Origin of the sequence: Blautia sp. SF-50 (assembly GCF_900101315.1) — a bacterium.
GTDB classification, from domain to species: Bacteria; Bacillota; Clostridia; order Lachnospirales; family Lachnospiraceae; genus Blautia_A; species Blautia_A fusiformis.
The window spans coordinates 110,720-133,704 of sequence record NZ_FMUW01000005.1; the positions used below are offsets into that span (position 1 = coordinate 110,720).

The following is a 22,985-nucleotide window of genomic DNA, read 5'->3' on the forward strand; positions in this document are numbered from 1 at the left end:
ATCTACGGAGAACACGCATTGCGCATATTCTCCGGAAATTTTATGTCACCGCATCAATTTTAGGCGAACTCTCCGAATCCGAATCCGCTGCAGTATTTTCCCCTTCTATCACAACCTTATTAGGAAGGCAGATGATGGAACCGCCGTGCTCGTCCACAGCCTTCTGTTTCATACAGTAATGATCCGGGCAGGTTGCTTCGATCATTGTAACTTTTCCATCTTTGATCTCGCAGACATTGGTGTCTCCGATGTGGATGATCTGGTCCTGGGAAAGCGAATAGGTTCCGAATTCTTTTCCGTCAACGGTAATACGGATCGTATTATGGGAACGTTTCCCCGCAATCTGAAAACCAAGCCAGAGAACCCCCGCCAGAATCAGGATCCCGGCAATAAAAATCAATTCTTTTTTCTTCAAAACAAATCTCCATTTCTATTACAGATTCAGAAAAAATCATATCATAATCGAAATTAAAAGGCAAACATAAGTTAATGATATCTAACCATAATTCATACAGCTGTTCCCAACGGAAAGGGAGGAGTGGCGAAAAAATTCATATTGGAAAAAGTTATAAACTACTAACAAAAGTGTAGACAAGAAAAAAAACAGGTGATATAATACCTAGCTGTAAGTTAGCATCGTCTAATTTTACAAAAAAGATTAATCAAAACTAATTTATGTATATGGATAAAAACTATATAATTTGTCCAAAAGACAGTTATACGCAGATTGAAGGAATAGATCGAGAGCATCTGACGCAGCAATATATGTTCGCACAGCTGGGCCTGATGCAGCAATTTACAGAATTGTTAAAAATACAAGGGAGAAAAGAGATGAAAAATCAGAATTTTTATATGAGAGTGATCTCCTTACTGCTGGTGATCCTGGCTGTACTTTTTTATAACAGCAGCATGAAAGCCCAGGCAAATGAAAAAGAGATCGCGGCTCTGACAGATAAGGTAGATACACTTCAGGAGCAGCAGAATGAACTTCTCAGTGCGCTGGAGACGAGTTATGTAAATCGTATGCAGAATCAGGCAGCATCTGCAGGATCAGGCAGCAGTGATGCAGATACAGCAGGCGATGACAAAACAACAGACACTTCAGACGGCAATGTATCCGATGCAGACGCAGAGAACACAGCAACCGCAGATTCCGATAATGTATATAAAGATGGAACCTATACAGGAGAAGCTGAGGGATACGGCGGGACCATTCAGGTGGAGGTGACACTTACCGGTGATGAGATCACATCCATCAACGTAGTCAGCGCCCCAGGTGAGGACAGTGCATATCTTTCACAGGCAGAGAGTGTGATCAATTCCATCCTGAGTGTTCAGAGTACAGATGTGGATACCGTATCCGGAGCAACGTTCAGCTCCACAGGAATCCTGAACGCAGTGGATGCGGCACTTGGAAAGGCGGAAAACTCATGAAAAAAAGACAGCGGGAGGTAAGGCTGATGCGTGCGGGAATACAGCTGGCATTTTTTATTGCCGCCCCGTCTCTGTTTTCTACAGCCTTTGCAGGTATCAAATCGATCTTTCTTGCCATTGCGGACGGTCAGCCGGTGGAGTGGAATTCCTTTCTGACTGTAACGGCAGTGCTTCTGATCTTTACCTGCTTTTTCGGAAGACATTTCTGCGGATATGCGTGTGCATTCGGATCTTTCGGAGATGCCGTATATGAAGGCTTTTCCTGGATCCGGATGAAATGCTTTCACAAAAAAAAGAAACCGGCTCTTTCCGAAAAAATGATTCACGGGCTTCAGAAAGTCAAATATATCGTACTGGCACTGATCCTGCTTTCCTGCCTTACAGGTGTATACGGAAAGCTTACGGGAACCAGCCCGTGGGATGTTTTTTCCATGCTCACGGCAGGACGGCTCCCGAACAGCAAATATCTGGTGGGAATTGTGCTCCTGGTGCTGCTCATTGTGGGAATGTGTACACAGGAAAGGTTTTTCTGCCAGTTTCTCTGTCCCATGGGAGCGGTTTTTGCATTAATGCCAATCCTTCCGGGCGCACTGTTTCGGAGAAACCGTGAGAAATGTCCGCCGAAATGTGGTCTCTGTAAAAAAAGATGTCCGGCTCATCTGGATATCGACGGCGACACAGGCAGATCCGGCGAATGTCTTTGCTGCCACGCATGTGCCGCAGCATGTCCGAGAAAAAATATTCACATTGGAACAATTGAGGAAAAATGATCTATGAGATATCAGGCTCTGAAAAAGAAAACTTTTCTGGCAGCAGCTACATTTACAGGAATTGCGGTGTTGTTTCCTGTGCTGTGCATGGCTGCTTCGGAAAATGATGTACAGACATATACCGATACAGATTTTGCAATGGATACTGTGGTATCAGAAACACTCTATACCACAGGTGACGATATAAACAGTAAGCTGACAGCTGTGCTGACAGATGTGGAGACGAACCTTCTTTCCTGGACCAATGAGAAGTCCCAGATCTATAAGGTGAATGCAGACAGCGGAAAAGATACGGAGATTTCCGACGAGCTTTCCGGATACCTGAAACGTCTTCTGAAGATCGCAGAGGATTCTGACGGAGCCTTTGACCCAACCATCGGGAAGCTGATCCGCCTGTGGGATATTGGAGGGGAAAACCAGAAAATTCCGGAAGAAGCAGAAATTAAGAATGTTCTGAAGGATTCCGGGTATCAGAAGATTTTTCTTGACGGAAATACGGTCCACATGGAGGAGGGCTGTTCTCTGGATCTTGGAGCAGCGGGAAAGGGTATTGGCTGTGACCTGATCCTTAAAGAGCTGGAAACACAGAAGGATGTAACAGCAGCACTTATGAATCTGGGAGGAAGCAGTGTCATGACCTACGGAAGCAAGCCGGATGGTTCTTCCTGGAATGTGGCAGTGACAGATCCCAGAGCTGAAAATGAGGATGACTATCTTGGTGTGGTTGCCTTAAATGGTACAGAATTTCTTTCCACATCCGGAGATTATGAGAAATATTTTATCGAAAATGGTGTAAGGTATCACCACATTATGGACCCGTCTACCGGCTATCCGGCAGAAAGCGGAGTGACCGGGGTAACGGTAGTCTGTGACTCAGGTCTGGAGGCAGATGCGCTTTCCACAGCATGTTTTGTGCTGGGGGTGGAAAAAGGGACACAGCTGTTGAAAGCTTACGGTGCAGACGGACTTTTTGTGGATGAAGACCATCATGTGTATCTCACTGAGGGGATGAAGGAGCGGTTCAGCCTGCTTGCGGATTCCTATAGTGTGGAGGATATTGCAGAGTGAAGCTGATTTCCCGGCGATCCGGTTTATGACTGTTTGGCAGAGGGGAATGCTCATATCCGCTGTACTTGCGATAGTAAACCTGGAAAGGGTTCTATAAATATATCATATTTTTAGGAGGAATAAGCAATGCAGAAGTGGAATCTATTGAAAAAAACAGCTCCATGCATTTTAAGTCTTGCAGTGGCAGCAACAACCTTTCCGACCGCTGTAATGGCATCTGATCTTGATGCAGCCGTGGTTTCCGAGGCAGAGACAGGAGATACGGAGGATTTTAGCACAGAGGATACTGAAGCTGTAGCAGAAGAAGCTATAGAGGATGCTGCAGACATAACAGAAGAAGCAGCAGAGGATGCAGCAGTGCCAGAAGCTGTTGCAGACGAGACAGAGGATATCCAGCAGGAAGATACAGCAGAGGAAGCAGACCCGTTCTCTACAGGGGAAGAGGATTTCACAGAAGGCGATGAAGTGGCGGAAGCATTTTCCGATTCTGACCAGCTGACAGGCGAGTATCAGTACGTATATGCAGGACTTACCTGGGGTGAGTACTGGGCAGCAGAAGGCGTATATGCAGCTGGAGATACAAGCTCTTCAGAAGAGAAGGATTCACATAGTGAGTTTGATACAGGAGCTTTTGATACAGTAACAAGAGCGACTGCAAATCATGGACTCCACAGAGGAAGCTATCAGACAGAAGCTACGATCATTGCTGAAGACGGAACCAGATTCGACGTATCCTACTGGGAGGATAAAGGAAGCACACTTTATCTTACAGACGGTTCCAAGGTAAAATGGAACAGAGGCAGTATAACAACAGAAGATGGAAAAACCTATACGATGGATCATTATGAGATATATGGTCTGAAATATGTTCCGGTAGCAGTTAAGACCGCAGATTTTGCAGATTTCTGCAAAAAGTATAATGTCGTACAGGATGGAGCTGTGCTCTCCGGAGGATACAGTGAAAACAATCTCCAGTATTATAAAGGCCTTGTGGCAGACGTAAATGCACAGACAAATGGTCTGAAATATGCGGAGAAAAATGGTGACGGCTTTACATTTACAGCAAGAAAATCAGACGGAACAGCTTCCGGTATCAAGGATCAGGCGTTAAAAACAGCAACAGAGATCAAGCCGAGTGTAAAAGCAGCAAGCGGAAGCTACGGCGAATTCCTCCGTGTGGATCTCAATGGAAATTATGGCGATCTTGGTGCAAATATGCAGGCTGTACGCTGGGATTATTATGGAGATGATTCCACATATACAAAATGCCTCGCTTCTTATGGAACCAAGTTTGCCGCAGATAACTGGATGCATAAAGCAATGGGAATCCAGCTTGGACTTACAAAATCTGCACGCTGCAAGCTTCCGGGAGGAACAGACGGAACAGGATACTGGAAACTGACAGTGTATGCTCTTGGATATAATGACTATACCTACAGCTTCCAGGCAACTGCAGAGAATATCGTAAATCCTACAATGGAGCCGACTGATTTTACAAGTCTTAAAACAGAAGTGGAAGCTGCAAAGGCTCTGGCAGAGGCAGATTACACAATTGCAACCTGGAAGTCCTTTGCCGGTGAGCTTCAGGAAGCAGAAGACATTCTTGCAAAAACAGATGCAAGTCAGGCTGAGGTAAATGAAGCACTTGAACATCTTCAGGGAGCAGAGAAAGAGCTTCAGAAGGTAACAGTTACATTTGATAAGACAGCAGCAGCTGTATATACAGGAAAAACAACGACTCTTAAGGCAACAACAAATGACAGCGATGCAACAGTGACATTTAAGTCCGGCAACACAAAGGTTGCAACAGTAAGCAGCAAGGGTGTTGTTAAAGGCGTAAAAGCCGGAACAGCAGTTATCACAGCAAAGGTCGGAAATGCCACAGCAACCTGCAAGGTAACAGTAAAAGCTTCTACAATTAAATTCGCAAAGGCTTCCGTAACGATCTACAAAGGAAAAACAGCAACTGTAAAAGCAACTGCAACACCATCTGCAACTGTAAAATACACAAGCAGCAACACAAAGGTTGCAACCGTAAACAGTAAAACAGGTGTTGTAAAAGGAATTAAAGCAGGAACCGTTACGATTACAGCAAAGGCAGGAGCCCTGAAGACAACCTGCAAAGTAGTTGTCAAGAATCCTGCATTCAGTCTTGTAAAATCTTCTGCAACGATCAAAAAAGGTAAAACAACAACCATCAGATCCAAAGCAGCACCTGCAGGCAAGGTTACATATACAAGCAGCAATAAAAAAGTTGCAGCTGTAAACAGCAAGGGTGTTGTAAAGGGAATCAAAAAAGGTAAAGCAACGATCACAGTGAAATGCAACGGAATTACAAAGAAATTTGTGGTAACAGTTAAATAATTTCACTGTTGAACCGAATGTGATCACAGATATCCGGGAGCCTCTGCCGCAGACATAGAGCAATGTCTGCGGCAGAGGTCTGCTGATTTCTGAAGAGCAATGTCTGACAGAGGCCGCAAGAAAAGAGGAGAGAGTAAGGAAGCATGGAAAAAGATCTGAAAGATAAAAAGCAGGAGGAAAAAAATACTCCGAAGATACCCTGGACCAAGCTGGTCCCTGCAGCTGCTGTGATTGCGGCGCTTGTGTTTTCAGGCATAAAGGCGAAGGGCTCTGATGGAGAGACAGAAGCAGTCGGGCAGGCAGAGACGACCGTAATGTCCGCTTCAGAGCTGGAAAAATATCTCGGGTATGAAAAAGAAAATACTGTTTCTGACAGCACAGCTGAGAAAAACAGTACAACAAAAAAGAAAAGCTCATCTAAAAAAAGTTCAAAAAAAACAGCAGCGAAAAAAAGCTCCGGTACAAGAAAGGTTTCCGAATCTGCAAAAAGCAATGCCGGCGCCGCAGGACAGGGAACCACGCAGACACCGGTAGCAAGCGTTCCGGCAGATGGATATAAGGACGGTACGTATGAAGGAAGTGGAACCGGATTTGGCGGGACGATCCGCGTGAGAGTAACAATCAGCGGTGGAAAGATTGCAGCTATAGATATTCTGGAGGCATCTGGAGAAACCGCGTCGTATTTTGCGTCAGCTCAGGGTGTGATCAGCAGGATGATCGCCGGAAATACACCGAATGTAGATGCAGTAAGTGGAGCAACCTATTCCTCCAACGGAATCATCCAGGCAGTTCAGAATGCCCTCTCCCAGGCAGCGGCAGATGGAAACAGCCAGCAGGTCACCCCTATACCTGCGGCAACTGCTTTACCAACTCCGACATCAGCTCCGTCACCTACAAAAAAACCATCCAAAAAACCATCTCCTACAAAGAAACCGGAAGATCCGGACAGTCCCAAAAAATATCTGGATGGTAAATATACAGCTTCGGCAAAGGGCTTCAATGGAGACGTGAAAGTAATTGTGACCATCAAGGATGGAGTGATCGAAGCTCTGAAACAGGAAAATACGGACACAAAGCAGTTTTTTGAAAAAGCATGGAGCGTGCTGGAAGAACAGATCATCGGTACAGATTCTGTGGATGATATTGATGCAGTCAGCGGAGCAACCTATTCCTCCAACGGGATTCTGGATGCTGTAAAAAAAGCCCTCAAAGAAGCGGTTAATCCGGAGTATGGAAAGAAACCCACACCAACTCCTACAAAGAAACCGATACCAAAGCCAACAGCCACACCGAAACCTACGGCAACGCCGAAACCAACAGCCACACCGAAGCCAACAGAGACGCCGGCAGCAACCCCGACGCCGGTTCCTGAAAAACCCAATGTAACTCCAACACCAGGGACAGATGAGCCGGATGCAACACCGGAGCCAACGGAAGCACCGGAACCGGTGGGAAGGTACAGAGATGGAACGTATACAGGCTCGGCTTTTGGATATGGAGGAAAAACATATCTGACAATTACGATCTCAGGAGGCCAGATCGCATCCATTGAGCAGACAAATCAGGATACACCGGAATTTTTTGATCCTGCATGGAGCACGATCTATTCTCAGATCATGGCAAACCAGTCGGCGGATGGGATCGATACTGTCAGCGGAGCCACATATTCCTCCGAAGGGATTCTGGACGCTGCACAAAAGGCCCTTGCCCAGGCAAAGAATTAACCGGGTGAACGTTGGAGCAGCTATAAACATCTGAATCTAAGCCAATAATAAGAGGTGAAAGAAACCTCTGGACTTCTTGATTTTTTTTGAAGTTCAGAGGTTTTTTGCTAGGTTTCTGAAATTGCTTCTATAAATCGATAAAAAAATAACAGGAATGTATACAGAATAATAGGAGAAATATCAGAAAATATAAGCGGTTTAAATAATTTGAAATGCAAATTAGCGGGGATTAACCTGAGAAATACAATAAAATTTTTATTGCACAGGGCAATGTTTTATGTTATGTTTGAATGTGTGTAATTAAAGTTGTTATTAAAATGACAAACAACGCTGAAAGGAGAACAAATATGAGCAGTAAAATTACGATCATCGGAGCAGGAAGTGTAGGAGCAACTATCGCCTATACCTTATCACAGAGGAGTATTGCATCAGAGATCGTTCTGATCGATATTAACAAAGATAAGGCTGAAGGTGAGGTTATGGATATTGAGCAGGGAACCAGTTTCCGTGAGCCGATCTCCATCGTGGCAGGAGATTACCCGGATGCTGTAGATTCTGACATTGTGATCATCACTTCCGGTATTGCCAGAAAACCGGGACAGACTCGCATCGAGCTGACACAGACCAACGTCAACATTATGAAGAGTATTACTCCGGAGATCGTAAAGGTGGCTCCCAAAGCGCTTTATATTATCGTAAGTAATCCATGTGATATTATGACTTATGCATTTGCAAAGCTTTCCGGACTGCCGGAAAATCAGATCCTTGGTTCCGGAACCGCCCTGGATACGGCCCGTCTCCGCTGCAGACTTTCCCAGCACTACGGTGTATCTGAGAAAAACATCCACGCCTATGTATTCGGAGAGCATGGAGATACTTCCTTTGTACCGTGGTCCAGAGCCTTTGTTGCAGGTGCGACCCTTGATGAGTTTGACAAGATCGTTCATGAGGATCAGAAAGATCTGCAGCCACTTGACAGAGAAGAGGTTCTGGAGTATGTTCATACTTCAGGATCAACTGTGATCGCCAAGAAGGGTGCTACATTTTATGCGGTAGCCGTATCTGTTTGCAGACTTTGCTCGCTTCTTCTTGCAGCATCTGATACAATAGTCAGTGTATCAACCATGCTTCACGGAGAGTACGGTGTTGAAGACGTATGTCTTAGTACCATGGCTTCTATCGGACCGGAAGGCGTAAAACGTATCGTTCGTGTTCCGCTGACCGAGGAGGAGACAGAGAAGCTTCATGCAAGCGCCAATGCTCTGAAGGACGTGATCGCACAGATTGATCTTTGATAAATGTCAGAAGCTGTGTAAAGAGGAAAAAGCAGCCTCAGGCAAATTTGAAACAACGGGAGAAAGATAAAAATGGATATTATTCAGGTAATTACCAGAGAATTGAACGTTGAGAAATGGCAGGTCGAGGCAGCGGTTAAGCTGATCGATGAAGGCTGCACCATTCCTTTTATTTCCAGATACCGTAAGGAAGCAACCGGTACACTGAACGACGAACAGCTTCGTAATCTTAATGAGAGACTTACTTATTTAAGAAATCTTGAGGATAAAAAGGCTCAGGTTCTGGGCAGCATCGAGGAGCAGGGCAAGCTGACTCCGGAGCTGAAGAAACAGATCGAGGCAGCGCAGACACTCGTTGTGGTAGAGGATCTTTACCGTCCGTACCGCCCGAAGCGCCGTACACGTGCCATCATCGCCAGGGAAAAAGGTCTGGGACCTCTGGCCGACATCATCCTTCTCCAGATGACTAAGAAACCTCTTGAAGAAGAGGCAAAAGCATTTCTTTCTGAGGAAAAAGAAGTCAAAACTGTGGAAGAGGCCATCAGCGGTGCCAGAGATATCATTGCAGAACATATTTCTGATGAAGCAGATTATCGTATCAGTATCCGTAAGAGAACAATGGATAAGGGAACTATATGTTCCACCGCAAGAGATGAGAAGGAGCAGTCTGTATACGAGATGTATTATGACTTTGAGGAGCCGGTGAAAAAGCTTGCAGGTCATCGTGTCCTTGCTCTGAACCGTGGTGAGAAAGAGAAATTCCTTACTGTGAAGATCCTTGCACCTGAGGAAGAGATCATCCGTTATCTTGAAAAACAGGTGATCGTCCGCGATAATCCATACACTATACCTGTTCTGAAAGAAGCCATTGAGGACAGCTATAAACGTCTCATCGGACCGGCTATTGAGCGTGAGATCCGAAGCGCCCTTACAGAGGCAGCAGAGGACGGTGCCATCCATGTCTTTGGCAAAAATCTGGAGCAACTTCTCATGCAGCCTCCAATTGCAGGACAGGTAGTTCTTGGCTGGGATCCTGCCTTCCGTACCGGATGCAAGCTGGCAGTGGTAGATCCTACCGGAAAGGTTCTGGATACCACAGTTATTTATCCCACAGCACCAACCAATGAGACCAAGATTCGTGCCGCAAAGGAAACCCTGAAAAAGCTTATCAGCAAATATCATGTGACACTGATCTCTGTAGGAAACGGAACGGCATCCAGAGAATCCGAGCAGATCATCGTGGAGCTTCTTAAGGAAATCCCGGAAAAGGTCCAGTATGTTATCACCAACGAGGCAGGTGCTTCTGTATATTCCGCAAGCAAGCTTGCTACGGAAGAATTCCCGAATTTCGATGTTGGACAGAGAAGCGCCGCATCCATCGCGAGACGTGTACAGGATCCGCTTGCAGAGCTTGTAAAGATCGATCCGAAATCCATCGGTGTCGGTCAGTATCAGCATGATATGAACCAGAAAAAGCTGGGAGAAGCCCTTAACGGCGTTGTGGAAGATTGTGTAAACAAGGTCGGAGTGGATCTGAATACTGCATCTGCATCCCTTCTGGAGTATATTTCCGGAATCAGCAAGGCCATCGCAAAGAATATTGTAGCCTACCGTGAGGAAAACGGCCGTTTCCAGACAAGAAGAGAGCTTCTTAAGGTTGCAAAGCTTGGTCCGAAAGCCTTTGAGCAGTGTGCAGGTTTCACACGGATCACAGGAGGCAAAAATCCTCTGGACGCAACCAGTGTCCATCCGGAAAGCTATGACGCAGCAAAAAAACTCCTGGAAAAGCTGGGCTACACACCGGAAGATGTGGCAGAGCGTAAGCTTACCGGTATTTCCGGGCAGATCCGCGATTACGGAAAACTGGCAAAGGAGCTGGAGATCGGAGAGCCAACCTTACGTGATATCGTAAAGGAACTGGAAAAACCTGCCAGAGATCCACGTGACGAGATGCCGAAACCGATCCTCCGTACCGATGTCCTGGATATGAAGGACCTGAAAGAAGGCATGGTCCTCAAGGGAACTGTCCGCAATGTCATTGACTTCGGTGCTTTTGTGGATATCGGTGTGCATCAGGATGGCCTGGTCCATATTTCCGAGATGAGCGAGAAATTCATCAAACATCCGCTGGAAGCAGTCAGTGTGGGAGATATCGTGGATGTCCGTGTTCTTGGGGTTGATATGAAGAAAAAACGTATCAGCCTTTCCATGAAGGGAATCAGTAAATAAAGAGAAAACCCGGGACATACCGCGCGAATTTATGCGATCAGCATAAATTCTGTGCATCGCCAGGCGTGTTACTGAGAACGGAGTGAACAGTAACGTATATTCTGCAGCATTCTGCGGCGGATTACCGGACAGATATACAATAAAGCTATAACAGAAATACAGCAGTGGTTTATACCCTATACTTTATAGAACCGGAGAAATCAGGTTTACAGGGAAAAACCACTGCTGTATTATTATATTACCAGATGCGGATTATAGGGAATGTTTACATCAGGAATACATAGATCGATCCGCATATGTATATCGAATGATCGATCAGACAGGGGGGATTATATTGGATAGTACTGTACAGACCGTGCAGGAGGTCGGAAATCAGGTAAGCCAGTACAGGCAGATGTTTGAAAATTACCTGCCGGACATCACAAAATTCGGAATCAAGGTTGTTCTGGCTATTGTTGCTTTCTGGGTAGGAAGCACGGTAATTAAATGGATCGTAAAGTTTGTGAGGAAATCACTGACAAAATCCAGGCTGGATACAGGAGTGGCACAGTTTATGTCCTCACTGGTCAAGATCATACTTTACATACTCCTGATCTTTAACATATCCACAAGCTTTGGAGTAAAGGAATCATCTCTGGCAGCACTTCTCGGAACTGCAGGTGTTACTATGGGTCTTGCCCTCCAGGGCGGACTTGCCAACCTGGCAGGAGGTATGATGCTTCTTCTGTTCAAGCCTTTCCAGGTAGGGGATTACATCATCGTTAACGGACAGGACGGAAGCGAGGGAACGGTAGCCAAGGTCGAGATCTGTTATACAACGCTGTTATCCATTGATAACAAGCACATCGTGATCCCGAACGGTACTCTTTCCAATGTGACCATCACCAACGTAACAGCAAGGGATCAGCGAAGGCTGGAGATCAAAGTGGGGATCTCTTACAATGCAGATATCCAGAAGGCCAAGGATATCCTGGAAGATATCCTCACCGAGGATCCGGATACAAGAGAAGACGAAGAGATGGTGGTATTCGTAGACGAGCTGGCAGAAAGCTCTGTGATCATGGGCTTTCGTGTCTGGGTAGATACCGACCGCTACTGGGCAGCCAGATGGAGATTGAACCAGAGGATCAAGGAAGATTTTGATTATTATGGAATTGAGATTCCTTATAATCAGCTGGATGTGCATATCCATAAATAATGTGCATAAAGGAAGAAAGCTAAAGCCCTTTCACATGGCAGAGAAATTGCTGTGTGGGAGGGTTTTTTGGTGAAAGTAACTGGTTTTGGGATTATTACTGCCATTCACGATAATAGAGAATATGAAAATTATTGACAAACCAGTGTCGGGGTGCAATAATACCCCACAGAGATAGTATTTGGACTCAAAACTATACTCTGGCTGAAATCACTGGAATCTTATATAAAAATAGCTAGCCGGAACCCGGGATCGGGAACGGACGGATATATGAAAATTATAAAAGATACGAGCCTGTATCGATGATAACGAAGGCGTTACAACAGTTATGGGAATTTTGAACAACTGTTGAAGAGCATGCTTTTCGTGTATAAAAAACAGGACTCAATATACAGGGAATCAATCAGAAGCGTTTCAGGGTCGAAGTGTACCCCGAGACGCTTTTTTATTAAATACAGAAGCGGATGCTTTTATCCACTTGAAAATTATTCCCTGCAGGAAAGGACTTATATAAGATGACAATAGAGATGTTAAAAGGAAAGATCCACAGAGCAACCGTTGTCCAGGCGGAACTGGATTATGTAGGAAGTATCACTGTGGATGAGGAACTGCTGGAAGCTGCCGGGATACTGGAATATGAGAAGGTTCAGATCGTAGATGTGAACAACGGCAGCCGTTTCGAGACATACACCATTTGCGGAGAACGCGGAAGCGGTATGATCTGCCTGAACGGAGCAGCAGCAAGATGTGTAAGTACCGGTGACAAGATCATCATCATGGCTTACGCACAGTACGAGCAGGAAGAAGCCCGTACTCACAAGCCTGCAGTTGTATTTGTAGATGAAGAGAACAGGATCAGCAGAGTGACCAATTATGAGAAACACGGACTGCTGAAGGATATGGCCTGACGCAGATTAGAAATACAATAAGACGAAGGTGAATTCAGAAAAGAGGCTATCTCGAATCTATAAAGAAAACCGGTTCCAGAACCGGAAAAGAGGAGAGCACAATGCAGGTAACAAAAACAGTAGAAGAAACAAGAAAACAGATCAAAGCGTGGAAAAAAGAAGGAAAAACAGTAGGCCTTGTGCCAACCATGGGATTTCTCCATGAGGGACACGCAAGCCTGATCAAAAAATGCAGAGAGCAGAATGATATCGTAGTGGTATCCGATTTCGTCAATCCTACACAGTTCGGTCCTACCGAAGACCTGGAAGCCTACCCGAGAGACTTTGAGCGTGACAGCAAACTCTGCGAAAGCCTGGGAGCAGACCTGATCTTCTGCCCGGAGCCTTCCGAGATGTATCATGATCCCCACGCATTTGTAAGTATAGATACTCTGTCAGAGACACTTTGCGGAAAAACACGTCCGATCCATTTCAAAGGTGTGTGTACCGTTGTGACCAAGCTGTTCCACATTGTGGCACCGGACAGAGCATATTTCGGACAGAAAGACGCACAGCAGCTGGCCATCATCCGCAAGATGGTGAGTGATCTGAACTTCGATATTGAGATCGTAGGCTGTCCGATCATCCGTGAGGAGGACGGACTTGCAAAATCCTCCAGAAATACATACTTAAGCCCTGAAGAGAGAAAAGCAGCTCTTTGCCTGTCAAAGGCAGTAAAAGCCGGACAGGAAGCCATTCACGCAGGAATCCCGGCAGAAGAGCTTCTCGGAAAAATGCGAGCAGTGATCGAAGCAGAGCCTCTGGCAAAGATCGATTATGTATCCATGGTAGATGCACTTACCATGCAGCCGGTGGAAAAAGCTGACCGCAGCGTTCTTGTAGCAATGGCTGTTTACATCGGAAAAACAAGACTGATCGACAACTTCAGCTACGAGGTGTAATGCATGGGGAAAATTTTAAAGAAAATCGGAATTATCAGCAGCCTTGCATCCAGATATATCGGGATCATTATCATTGCTTTTTCCTGCCTGGCTTTTTTCTGGCGTGACGGATTTTCTTGGATGACGAACTATACGTCTGTATTTCTGGGAGTGATCATGTTTGGTATGGGTCTGACCATAAAACTGGATGACTTCCGGGCAATTTTTTCCAGACCCAAAGAAGTGGTGATCGGTGCAGTGGCTCAGTATACCATTATGCCGGTGATCGCCTGGCTTCTGTGTAAAGTGATGAACCTTCCGGCAGATCTGGCACTGGGAGTGATCCTGGTGGGATGCTGTCCGGGCGGAACAGCCAGCAATGTGATCACCTATATCGCAGGAGGTGATGTGGCGCTTTCTGTGGGAATGACTATAGTTTCCACACTGGCAGCACCGTTGATGACACCGTTTCTTGTATATGTTCTGGCAGGAGCCTGGGTGGAAGTATCCTTCTGGGCTATGGTGCTTTCTGTGGTAAAGGTAATTCTGATCCCGGTTCTCCTGGGAGTTTTTCTTCGGAGCCTTGCGGGAGAGCATGTGGATAAGGTATCCGATGTTATGCCGCTGGTGTCGGTTGTAGCTATTGTTATGATCATCGGAGGAATTGTGGCTGTAAATGCAGAGAAGATCGTAAGATGTGGAGTTCTGGTGCTTGGAGTAGTGGCGATCCACAATTTCTGTGGTATGATGCTGGGATTTCTGGCTGCAAAAATCTTCCATGTGGAGTATTCCAGAACAACAGCTATAGCTATAGAGGTAGGCATGCAGAACAGTGGCCTTGCTGTCTCACTGGCAGCAGCTAATTTTGCAGCCAATCCGCTTGCAACACTTCCGGGCGCGATTTTCAGTGTATGGCACAATATTGCGGGCTCCATTTTTGCGGGGATCCGCCGTGCAGGTGCAGAAAACCTTGCAGAGCTTGACCGGATCAGGGAAATCGACTGCTGTAATTGCGAAAAGCAATAAGCAGTGAATGCGGATTGCGGATGTCCTCCTGACGGGGAACAGCAAAGCTGTGGAAGAATGTCTGTAAAGAAAGATCCCGGGGAGTTTGAGAGATAAAATGACAGATTATGTCGAAAGAAAAAGTCATAAAATGCAGAATTGTGGTTTACAAATTTTAGCCGGTATACTATAATAACCACATGGACGAACAAACGTCCCCAACATATGAAAACAGGGGGGCCCGCTGAAGCGAGCTGAGAGTAGACTGTAAATGTCTTGACCCATAACCTGATTTGGATAATGCCAACGTAGGGACATATGCACGAAGGATTCTTAAAGACACAGAAGATCAGAGAGTACAGAAGAGATCAGAAGTACAGAAGATTTTCATTAAGTACGTAAGAGTAAGAGCCGGTTGCCGTGATGCGTATGCGTTGCAGCAGCCGGTTTTTTGTTGTATAAACACAAAGAATTTATGGAAGGAGATTTTTTTTACATGAGAAATTACAGTACACAGATGGAGGCAGCCCGTAAAGGCATCATCACACCTGAGCTTGAGATCGTAGCTAAGAAGGAACGCATGACAACAGAGGAACTGCTTCCGCTGGTAGCCTCCGGTAAGGTGGCGATCTGTGCAAATAAAAATCACAAATGTATCGATCCGGAGGGCGTAGGCTCCATGCTCCGCACCAAGATCAATGTAAACCTTGGTGTATCCAGAGACTGCAAGGACTACGATGTAGAGATGCAGAAAGTAATGGAAGCTGTAAACATGGGCGCCCATGCTATCATGGATCTTTCTTCCCACGGAAATACCATTCCGTTCCGACGCAAGCTGACATCCGAGTGTCCGGCAATGATCGGAACCGTTCCGGTTTATGATTCAGTTATCCACTATCAGAGAGACCTTGACACACTGACAGCTAAGGATTTCATTGATGTGGTAAGACTTCACGCACAGGATGGAGTAGATTTTGTAACTCTTCACTGCGGAATCACAAGAAAGACTATCGATCAGATCCGTAACCACAAGAGAAAAATGAATATCGTTTCCAGAGGAGGATCTCTTGTATTTGCATGGATGTGTATGACCGGTGAGGAGAATCCGTTCTATGAATATTACGATGAGATCCTGGATATCTGCCGCGAGTATGATGTGACCATCTCTCTTGGTGATGCCTGCCGTCCGGGATGCCTGGCTGATGCAACAGATGTATGCCAGATCGAGGAGCTTGTACGTCTTGGCGAGCTGACCAAGCGTGCATGGGAAAAAGATGTCCAGGTTATGGTAGAGGGACCGGGACATGTGCCGCTTGATCAGGTAGAGGCAAACATGAAAGTACAGCAGTCCATCTGCCAGGGTGCACCGTTCTATGTATTAGGACCTATCGTAACTGACGTTGCACCGGGATATGACCACATTACATCCGCGATCGGCGGTGCAGTAGCAGCTATGTCCGGAGCAGCATTCCTCTGCTATGTAACACCGGCAGAGCACCTTGCCCTTCCGAACCTTGAGGACGTAAAACAGGGAATCATGGCATCTAAGATCGCAGCTCATGCAGCAGACATTGCCAAGGGTGTCCGCGGTGCCCGTGAGATCGATGACAAGATGGCTGATGCCAGAAGAAAGCTTGACTGGGAGGCACAGTGGGAATGCGCCATGGATCCGGAAACAGCAAAACGTATCTGGAACGAGCGCAAACCGGAGCATGATGATACCTGCTCCATGTGTGGTAAATTCTGCGCAGTACGAAGCATGAACAAGGCACTTGCAGGAGAGCATATCGATATTCTGTAAGAATACAGAATGCATATGAGCATGCAGCATCACAGTAGAACGTGGTGTTGGCAGTATCCAGCCAGAAAACTGGTTGATCGAATGCGGATATGGAAAGAACAGTAATGCTGAAATTGTGGAAAGTCTGATGTTCCGATAATAAAACATAAACCGCTGTGATCTAAAATGAAGATCACAGCGGTTTTTTGCAGAGTTGGGGACATTATTGCAGCTTGCGAAAAGACAGGGCCGCGTTATAAAAAAAACAGAACTTACATATAAACGGTTTACATAAAAAGGAAGGAAAGGTACGAAATGAAATTTCCGAAAAAATTGATGGCACTTGGCCTGTCGTTATGTATGGCTGTTGTTCCATGCGGACCGGTGGCGGCCGAAGATTTTACAGATGCACAGACGGATATGACAGACGCCATTGATACTTTTACAGATGACGGGAATTCTGAGGAATCAGAAAATACCGTAAACACAGATCAGATCGCGGGAGAAGATACTGCCGTGAGCACAGATCAGATTACAGAAGAAGAGTTTCCGGGATCAGATATCGGAACGGAAACGGATGAAGCTGAAAGCTCAGAGAGTGAGGAAATACAACAGGATTCTGATGAAGGATTAATTCTGGAAGAACCTTCGGCGGTCATCAGAAAAGCAGAAGGAACAGAGGAGGCTGCGGCACCGGAAGAAATTTTTGGTGACGGAGAAAACCAGGAGCAGCAGGAAGATATATTCACAGATAATATTCCGGCAGCAGGCACTTCCGAAAAAGAAACAGATGTGGAGAGCACAGAAATATATCTGTATGCGATGAATGATACTTACAGCAGTGTGATCTCCATGCCGGATACCATGCAGACATCTTATCAGATCCAGACATCCGGCAAAAATCCGGTATATACGGTTGTTTCTGGTTATACTGCGAAAGTCAGCAAAACTGGTCTTGTTACTCCTAAAATGCAGTATGTAACCTATGTAGACAAAAACGGAAATGACGTAAAGAGCCAGTGGGAATACATGTTTGGAGAGACCCTGATCTCTGTACAGGATGGAAACAGTACCGTTTATTATAAATTCATACTTAAAGATTATGCGGAGTATTACGCAGAACAAAAAATGGATACATTCCTCAAAGAAAATATTACTGCGGAAATGTCCGATTATAAAAAGGTTGAGACGATCGCCAGATGGCTTGCCAACAACTTCAATTACAGTCAGTATCATTCCGGCTATACAGGCCTGATGCTGGATGGCGGCGGAGACTGCTGGGCCAATACCAGCGCAGTGAACTATATGTGCGAAAAACTGGGACTGACCGTGTATGCAAGGTATGCGGCAAATGATCCGGGGGCGGGAAGCGGTCACAGGAACTCCGTAGTCATCATTGACGGAGAAAGATATCTGGTTGACTGCGGATATACGGGAAATGCCCCCAGACATTATGAATTGTCCAAAATGGACTATGACTATTCTTATAAGATTCTGAATGATGGAACACTCAGGCTGTATCAGTATGAAGGAACGGATACAAATATCGTAGTTCCGGATACCATTGACGGAAGAAAAGTAACGGTTCTTGGAAACAGTACCTTCCAGTATTGCACCCAGGCTTCTGATATAGAGTCTGTTACTTTGCCGGATTCGCTTACAACCATCGAAAAGAATGCTTTTTACAACTGTGAGAAATTGAAATCTGTTACGATTCCCCAAAACGTGTCATCTATAGGGCTGGCTGCTTTTGTGGAGGGCTTGTCTGAGTCCAGTCTGACAGAAATTAAAGTAGATCCGGAAAATCCGTATTTTTCTGAAAAAGACGGAGTGGTATTCAGCAAGGATGGCATAAAACTGATCGTGTTTCCGTCCGGACGTTCCGGAGATTACCAGATTCCGGATGGAACTGTAAGCGTGGGAGACTATGCTTTTTATTACTGTGTAAATGTTTCTTCCATAACAGTCCCGGGAAGTGTCAGAAGCCTTGGAGAAGGTGCATTCGGAAACTGTTCGTCGCTTACGAAAGCTGTCCTAAACGAAGGCTTGGAAGAAATCGGTGAATATGCATTCCAGAGCAGTTCAGGGATCTGTGATATTATAATTCCCGCATCTGTAAAATCAGTTGGGAAAAATGGACTTCGTCTGTCTTCCGGGTGCAGGATAAGAGTACTGAGCACAGATACTGTCTGGGCGGATGATGCGTTCAGGGATTCAGCACTGATCGCGGGAAAAAAGGATTCCACACTTCAGAAATACGCAGAGGACCGTGGCTACACGTTTGTGGAGCTGTCAGCAGACAACCGGATACCGCTTCAGAATGAATGGTTTGAACAGATCACTTCAGACTATGAATATAATGGAAAAATCCATGAACCCGAAATAGAATCCAGTGAATCCGCACCGGAACTTGAGCAGGGCTCCGATTATGAAGTAACTTATGAAAATAACATCAATGCAGGAACTGCGACTGTAAAGATCACGGGAAAAGATATTTTCTGCGGTACAGTAGAGCGGAGTTTCAAGATTACGCCAGATGAAAATGGAATGTATGTGTGCTATTTTGCGGAAAATAATGAAACATACCTGGAAACCACCTTTAAAGGAAAAAAAGTGGAACCGGAAGTGGTAATTGACGGACTGGTACAGGGAAAAGATTATACGGTAACCTATGTTAATAATGAAAAGCCTGGTGAAGCTCGTGCAGAGCTCACGGGAATCGGCAATTATAAAGGATCGGAAACATTATATTTTACTATTTACGGAAAACTACCGGCTGCGGATCCAATAGCTGATCAGATATATACAGGAAAAGAACTCACACCTGCCATCGTAATTCCCGGATTGAAAGCCGGCGAAGATTATTATATGTACTACGAGGATAATCAGTATCCGGGTGTGGCAACGGTAACCATTTATGGTACCGGTTATTATAAAGGTACCGCAACCATTCATTTCAAGATCATAAAAAAGACAGAAAGGTTTGTCAGCAATGTTAAGCTAAACAGAACCTCTTACACTTGTACGGGAAAAACCATCCGGCCATCAGTAACCGTAACTGTAAATGGAAAGAAGATCGGTGCGAGTGCTTATAAGCTGTATTACAAAAATAATAAAAATTCCGGAATTGGAACTGTGCAGGTCAGAGGGATCGGAAAATACAGTCGTATCAACAAAACGCTTACCTTTAAGATCCTGCCTCCAAAAACTCTGCTGACAGGACTGAAAAAAGCAAACAGATCCTTTACCGCAAGCTGGAAAAAAAATATACAGGCAACCGGCTATCAGATCCAGTATGCAGCAGACAGCAGATTTACAAAAGAAAGAAAAACGGTCATAGTTGGAAAACAGTCTGCGACCAGATATAAGATATCAGGACTGAAAAACAAAAAGACCTATTATGTCCGCATCCGGTCATATAAAAGAGTCGGAAAAAAGGTTCTTTACAGTAGCTGGAGTACGGTAAAGAAAATCCGGGTTTGATCATAAAGGAGTGGATCTTAGATTTATATAAATGGAGCAGAATGCTTCTGTGACAGAATTAAGGCTTGTAATTATAAAAAGAGCGCGTTATAATGAACTCATAAAAAAGAAAATTTCTTCGGGGCAGGGTGTGATTCCCTACCGGCGGTATAGTCCGCGACCCGCTTTGGCGGCTGATCTGGTGAAATTCCGGAACCGACAGTAAAGTCTGGATGAGAGAAGAACGCGCAGTATTTAAAGAACGTGCTCAGTGCCCCGGGAAGAAGCTCCCGGGGCTTTTTATGTGAAGAAATTTTTTTCGCATAAAGATTTCTTGTGGAAATTTTCTTTGAATATTTCTGAAGAAGGAGAGAGAGTTATGAGTGAACAGATATTACAGAGAGGAAATGCTGTGGAAAGAAGCAGAACAAGAACCATCGCGCAGGTAGCCATGCTTGGTGCTGTGGCAGGAGTATTAATGAATCTTGAGTTTCCGATCCCGTTTCTTGCACCGTCTTTTTATCAGCTTGATTTTTCCGAGGTACCGGTTATGGTAGGAACCTTCGCTATGGGACCTGTGGCAGGTATCCTGATCGAGCTTGTGAAGATTCTCGTACATCTTGTGACTAAGGGAACCATGACTGCCGGTGTTGGTGATGTTGCCAATTTCCTGTTTGGATGTGCCTATGTGGTACCGGCCGGCCTGATCTACCGTTTCCGTCACAAAAAGAGCAGAGTACATGCAGTTGCAGGTATGGCAGCAGGAACAGTCCTGACAGCGATCCTTGCATGCTTTGTCAATGCCTTTGTATTGCTTCCGGCTTACGGTAAGGCGTTTGGAATGCCGATCGAGACCTTTATCCAGATGGGAAGCGCAGTACACAGCTCCGTAAACGGACTGCTTACCTTTGCACTGCTGATCATTGCTCCGTTTAATATCTTTAAATATGCACTGACATCTCTGATCGTATTTGTAATTTATAAGAAGATCCGTGTTGTACTGAAGGGTGACTGATCATAAGCAGCTGCCGGAGGATGAAGAAAAGATCAGAAATTGGTGGTTTCAGATAAATATCTGAGAATGTGAGAAATGCCATGTAATATATTGCCGATGGGCAGTAAATTACATGGCATTTTTTATGTTATAGGAAATTACTCCGTAATGTTCCTATAACATAAAAAAGCCCTCCGGGCAGGATCGCACTGCGACGGAGAGGAATAATGTCGCTGAAGCGACCCGTCGCAGGCGGAGAATCCTGCAAGCAGGATTCTTTCTTGTGTCAGGCGTTTTGTTCTGCAGCTTTCATGACTCCAAGCTCACGTCTGGCAAAAACAACGGCCAGCACAAATGCAGAGGTATCTGCAATTGGTCCTGCGTACATGACGCCATCGATTCCGAAGAAGACCGGGAAGATGACAATCAGCGGCAGCAGGAAGAGCACCTGCCTTGTGAGGGACATGATCACACCAAGCCGGGCTTTTCCAATGGAGGTAAAAAAGCCGGCGGACATAGGCTGGATCCCGTTGGCAAAGGTCATCAGCATGAAGATGCGGAGATATTTTTCTGCAAAATGAAAGTACAGGTCGCTGCCGTTTCCGAAGATGCCTACGATCTGATGCGGGAAGAACTGGAAGCAGATAAAAAATATGGTTGCGATCACAGTACATAAGGTTACGGAATAGCGGTATGTCTGGCGTACACGGCTGTATTTTTCGGCGCCGTAGTTAAATCCCCAGATGGGCTGGGAGCCCTGGGAGATTCCGATGCAGATGGCCATAAATACCTGATTGACTTTGGAAATGATCCCTGCACAAGCGATCGGAATATCACTTCCGTAAGCGGAGAGTGCTCCGTAATGGCGAAGTGTATTGTTCATGACAATCTGCACTGCAGCAATGGCAACCTGATTGATACAGGATGCCATTCCCAGAGAAAAAATGGCAGACAGATTGCGTGCCTTAGGAATCAGCATGGAGTGGTCCAGGTACATTTTTCGGAGTCTGGAAAAATAAAAGATGATCAGAAGTCCGGATACAATCTGGCCGATCACGGTTGCCCAGGCTGCACCTTTGATGCCCCAGCCGAATCCAAAGATGAAAAGCGGGTCCAGGATGGTGTTGATGGCGGCACCGGCCAGGATGCAGGTCATGGAATAGGTAGGACTCCTGTCTGCTCGGATCAGGTGGTTGCCGCCTGTGCTTAAAACATAAAAGGGAAGTCCAATGGCGGTGATCCCCATGTAATCAATGGCATAGGGCATGACGTCCGGTGTTCCGCCGAAAAAATGAAGCAGTGGCTTCAGGAACAGAAGGACGATGACAGAGAGTATCGTACCGGAGATTATCAGCGCGGAGAGTCCGGTTCCTGCAATGGAGCTGGCTTTTTTTTCGTTTCCTGCGCCCATTTCCAGGTTGTAATTGGAGGCGCTGCCGATTCCCAGGAGCAATGCAGCAGCAGTAGAGATAATGGTTACGGGAAATGCGATGTTTGTGGCGGCGTTTCCAAGCATTCCTACGCCCTGGCCGATAAAGATCTGGTCAACGATATTGTACAGAGCGCTGACCAGCATGCTGATGATGGCGGGAATGGCGAATTTGGCGATCAGGCTGCCTACAGGGGCGGTTCCCAGAGGGTTTTCGGCCTGGGCAGCATTGGTCTGATTTTTCAATGTTTTTTCCTTCTTTCTTGTCTACAGTAGCTGTTTGGTAATGTAATAAGTAAATTTAAATTTTATAGCAGGGTATTTATTATAGCACTATTGTGAAGGGAGTGTAAGTATAAAAAATTGACCTTTGGTTTTGGATGGGATAAAATGTTTTTAGAAAAAATT

The 22,985-nt window shown here is 45.6% G+C and carries 16 protein-coding genes and 1 riboswitch; of the genes, 14 read left to right on the plus strand and 2 right to left on the minus strand.

Features of this window, described 5'->3' with window-relative positions:
• Nucleotides 1-40: 40 nt before the first annotated feature.
• Nucleotides 41-415 (minus strand): NusG domain II-containing protein, encoded by a 375-nt coding sequence (locus BLP57_RS04805; protein ID WP_092069777.1) that lies wholly within the window; start codon nucleotides 413-415, stop codon nucleotides 41-43.
• Nucleotides 416-831: 416 nt separating this feature from the next.
• On the opposite strand from BLP57_RS04805, the gene BLP57_RS04810 reads away from it, so the two are divergent.
• The 14 genes from BLP57_RS04810 (at nucleotide 832) to BLP57_RS04875 (ending at nucleotide 21,169) form a co-directional block, all read left to right on the plus strand.
• Nucleotides 832-1,434 carry an FMN-binding protein gene (locus tag BLP57_RS04810; RefSeq protein ID WP_092069780.1) on the plus strand — a complete coding sequence of 201 codons (603 nt, stop codon included), beginning with the start codon at nucleotides 832-834 and terminating at the stop codon, nucleotides 1,432-1,434.
• The gene (locus tag BLP57_RS04815; RefSeq protein ID WP_092069783.1) at nucleotides 1,431-2,204 is read left to right on the plus strand and encodes a 4Fe-4S binding protein; all 774 of its coding nucleotides are present in this window, start codon (nucleotides 1,431-1,433) and stop codon (nucleotides 2,202-2,204) included. The genes BLP57_RS04810 and BLP57_RS04815 overlap by 4 nt, the downstream gene beginning before the upstream one ends.
• Before the next feature lie 3 nt (nucleotides 2,205-2,207).
• Nucleotides 2,208-3,272 carry an FAD:protein FMN transferase gene (locus BLP57_RS04820; RefSeq protein WP_092069786.1) on the plus strand — a complete coding sequence of 355 codons (1,065 nt, stop codon included), beginning with the start codon at nucleotides 2,208-2,210 and terminating at the stop codon, nucleotides 3,270-3,272.
• Between the two features lie 126 nt (nucleotides 3,273-3,398).
• Nucleotides 3,399-5,636: a penicillin-binding Tp47 domain C-containing protein gene (locus tag BLP57_RS04825; RefSeq protein ID WP_092069790.1), complete on the plus strand. Its 2,238-nt coding sequence runs from the start codon at nucleotides 3,399-3,401 to the stop codon at nucleotides 5,634-5,636.
• Between the two features lie 143 nt (nucleotides 5,637-5,779).
• Entirely contained in the window at nucleotides 5,780-7,360 is a 1,581-nt protein-coding gene (locus BLP57_RS04830) for an FMN-binding protein (RefSeq protein WP_092069793.1), read from the plus strand.
• Between the two features lie 347 nt (nucleotides 7,361-7,707).
• Nucleotides 7,708-8,655: an L-lactate dehydrogenase gene (locus tag BLP57_RS04835; RefSeq protein WP_015526226.1), complete on the plus strand. Its 948-nt coding sequence runs from the start codon at nucleotides 7,708-7,710 to the stop codon at nucleotides 8,653-8,655.
• A gap of 72 nt (nucleotides 8,656-8,727) precedes the next feature.
• A complete protein-coding gene (locus BLP57_RS04840; RefSeq protein WP_092069796.1) occupies nucleotides 8,728-10,884 on the plus strand; it encodes a Tex family protein in 2,157 nt (718 codons plus the stop codon).
• Between the two features lie 307 nt (nucleotides 10,885-11,191).
• A complete protein-coding gene (locus BLP57_RS04845; protein ID WP_092069800.1) occupies nucleotides 11,192-12,082 on the plus strand; it encodes a mechanosensitive ion channel family protein in 891 nt (296 codons plus the stop codon).
• Nucleotides 12,083-12,594: 512 nt separating this feature from the next.
• Entirely contained in the window at nucleotides 12,595-12,987 is a 393-nt protein-coding gene (gene panD, locus BLP57_RS04850) for an aspartate 1-decarboxylase (protein ID WP_015526224.1), read from the plus strand.
• 101 nt (nucleotides 12,988-13,088) lie between these two features.
• On the plus strand, nucleotides 13,089-13,928 hold the full coding sequence (gene panC, locus BLP57_RS04855; RefSeq protein WP_015526223.1) for a pantoate--beta-alanine ligase: 840 nt from the start codon (nucleotides 13,089-13,091) through the stop codon (nucleotides 13,926-13,928).
• A gap of 3 nt (nucleotides 13,929-13,931) precedes the next feature.
• Complete coding sequence (locus BLP57_RS04860; RefSeq protein WP_092069803.1) at nucleotides 13,932-14,933, plus strand: bile acid:sodium symporter family protein; 1,002 nt, start codon at nucleotides 13,932-13,934, stop codon at nucleotides 14,931-14,933.
• 475 nt (nucleotides 14,934-15,408) lie between these two features.
• Nucleotides 15,409-16,713: a phosphomethylpyrimidine synthase ThiC gene (gene thiC, locus BLP57_RS04865; protein WP_022426187.1), complete on the plus strand. Its 1,305-nt coding sequence runs from the start codon at nucleotides 15,409-15,411 to the stop codon at nucleotides 16,711-16,713.
• 294 nt (nucleotides 16,714-17,007) lie between these two features.
• Nucleotides 17,008-20,175: a fibronectin type III domain-containing protein gene (locus BLP57_RS04870; RefSeq protein WP_092069806.1), complete on the plus strand. Its 3,168-nt coding sequence runs from the start codon at nucleotides 17,008-17,010 to the stop codon at nucleotides 20,173-20,175.
• Nucleotides 20,176-20,285: 110 nt separating this feature from the next.
• Nucleotides 20,286-20,403, plus strand: a riboswitch (FMN riboswitch).
• A 130-nt stretch (nucleotides 20,404-20,533) separates the two neighbouring features.
• Nucleotides 20,534-21,169, plus strand: a complete 636-nt coding sequence (locus BLP57_RS04875) for an ECF transporter S component (RefSeq protein ID WP_022426189.1) — start codon at nucleotides 20,534-20,536, stop codon at nucleotides 21,167-21,169.
• A gap of 265 nt (nucleotides 21,170-21,434) precedes the next feature.
• Here the strand turns inward: BLP57_RS04875 and BLP57_RS04880 are convergent, their stop codons facing one another.
• Nucleotides 21,435-22,823: an MATE family efflux transporter gene (locus tag BLP57_RS04880; RefSeq protein WP_022426190.1), complete on the minus strand. Its 1,389-nt coding sequence runs from the start codon at nucleotides 22,821-22,823 to the stop codon at nucleotides 21,435-21,437.
• Between the last annotated feature and the right edge of the window lie 162 nt (nucleotides 22,824-22,985).